The organism is Nonomuraea sp. NPDC049784, from assembly GCF_040659615.1.
Taxonomy (GTDB): domain Bacteria; phylum Actinomycetota; class Actinomycetes; order Streptosporangiales; family Streptosporangiaceae; genus Nonomuraea.
Genome location: NZ_JBFAMX010001171.1, coordinates 1 through 1,554 on the forward strand (window position 1 = coordinate 1; position 1,554 = coordinate 1,554).

The 1,554-nt window shown below is 69.2% G+C and carries 3 protein-coding genes; 2 read left to right on the forward strand and 1 reads right to left on the reverse strand.

Annotation, left to right across the window (positions count from 1 at the left end):
* Positions 1–485, forward strand: a 485-nt coding sequence (locus tag AB0J09_RS64430) for an NUDIX hydrolase (RefSeq protein ID WP_360714329.1), incomplete at its 5' end; no start/stop codon positions are given.
* Between the two features lie 20 nt (positions 486–505).
* Here the strand turns inward: AB0J09_RS64430 and AB0J09_RS64435 are convergent.
* Complete coding sequence (locus AB0J09_RS64435; protein WP_360714331.1) at positions 506–1,036, reverse strand: NUDIX hydrolase; 531 nt, start codon at positions 1,034–1,036, stop codon at positions 506–508.
* Positions 1,037–1,113: 77 nt separating this feature from the next.
* On the opposite strand from AB0J09_RS64435, the gene AB0J09_RS64440 reads away from it, so the two are divergent.
* A partial coding sequence (locus tag AB0J09_RS64440) for a hypothetical protein (protein ID WP_360714333.1) occupies positions 1,114–1,554 on the forward strand: 441 nt, incomplete at its 3' end.

A 1,554-nucleotide genomic window follows, 5' to 3' on the forward strand; every position in this document is an offset into this window, starting at 1 on the left:
GCGTGCTCATCTCCAGCGCAGCCGGCCTCCTGATCTTCGAGCGCACCACCCCGCCCGTCGGGATCGCACCCGTCGCCGGGCACATCGACGCCCACGGCGGCCCCGAGCATGCCGCCATGAACGAGGTCACCGAGGAGGTCGGCCTGACCGTCACCCGCCTCCACCTGCTACACCAGGGCTGGCGGACCAACCAGTGCCGCAGACCCACCGGCGGCACCGTCGGCCACCAGTGGACGATCTTCGCGGCCCAGACCTCCGGGCAGCTCCACCCCTCTGCCCGCGAGGTGCGCGCCCCCCGATGGCTACACCACGACGACCTCCAACAGTGCGCCCAACGCACCGCCGCCTTCGCCGCCAGACAGATCACCGCGGCTGAGTTCGCGGTCCAGCCGGGACTGCAACCGGTCTGGGTCCGCTTCCTCCACGAACTCCAGGTCATCACCATGACGGGCGAGGACCTGGACCAGATCGATGAGGTGATCTGACCATGCCCCGCAGCCGATGGTCAGCGCGCCTCCACCGTGCGAGCGGCCACCAGGCGGGCCACATGAGCCCGGATCCGGGCGCGATCCTCGGGAAACACCGAGTCCCACTCCTCATCGAGGGGGAACCAGCGCGGCGGCTGCCCGTTCTCCCCACCCAGCGGCACATCGAGATCGACTATCGCGGCGTACGACAGGCCAAGCGTCGGCGACCAGTCCGAGCGGTAGGAACGCACACAGACCGCGGCCGGCACATCCAGCAGTTCGACGTGCAGCCCGGTCTCCTCGACCAATTCGCGTGCTGCGGCGGCGCGGGGAATCTCTCCTGGCTCGACCTTGCCACCGGGAGGCACCCAGCCCCGCACCCGATGCTTCACCAGCAGAACGTGTCCGAAGTCCGGATCAGTCACCCAGACATCCGCCGCCAGCGGCTCCATCGGGTGCCGACGCGCCTGCTCCAGCCAGGCCCGCGCGCCGTCGAATTCAAGCGCCGCCAGGCCAACATCGACGGCCGCGGCATCCAAGATCGTCTCTTCGTCCTCGCGGTGGATCACCCCGCACACCCTATGCCGCCACCTCCATGCGGATGCCAGCCACCGAACGAACACGGAACCGAAAAGGCAGGTCCACCATGCATCGTGAAGCGACCACACGCGGGGCCTGGGTCGTCTTGGGCGGAATCCACCTACTCAACCAGACCACGCCGCGCCGACCGGACGACCCCATCGTCCTGGTACGGGTCCCATCCCAGGAAGTGAGCGCTTCCCCAACTACCACCGTTGTCGTCCGCTGGGACGCGCTCGGCCTCTGCCCTGTCCGCCCGCTGACCGCCTCCGGCGACACGCTCGCACCGGACCGCGATATCGACGGCAACATCCTCTTCCCCGACGCCATCGCCGGTCCCGACCTGATGGCGATGGCCGGCCCTACCGTGGCTCCCGGTCTCGTACCGCTGTGCTACCTGGCGCAGCACACCGGCGGCTACCACGTCTTCGCCCAGATCCGCTTCCACCCCGAGGACGCCTGCTTCATCCGCACCACCCCCAGGCCGGTTGGCGATGGGCCGGTGGAG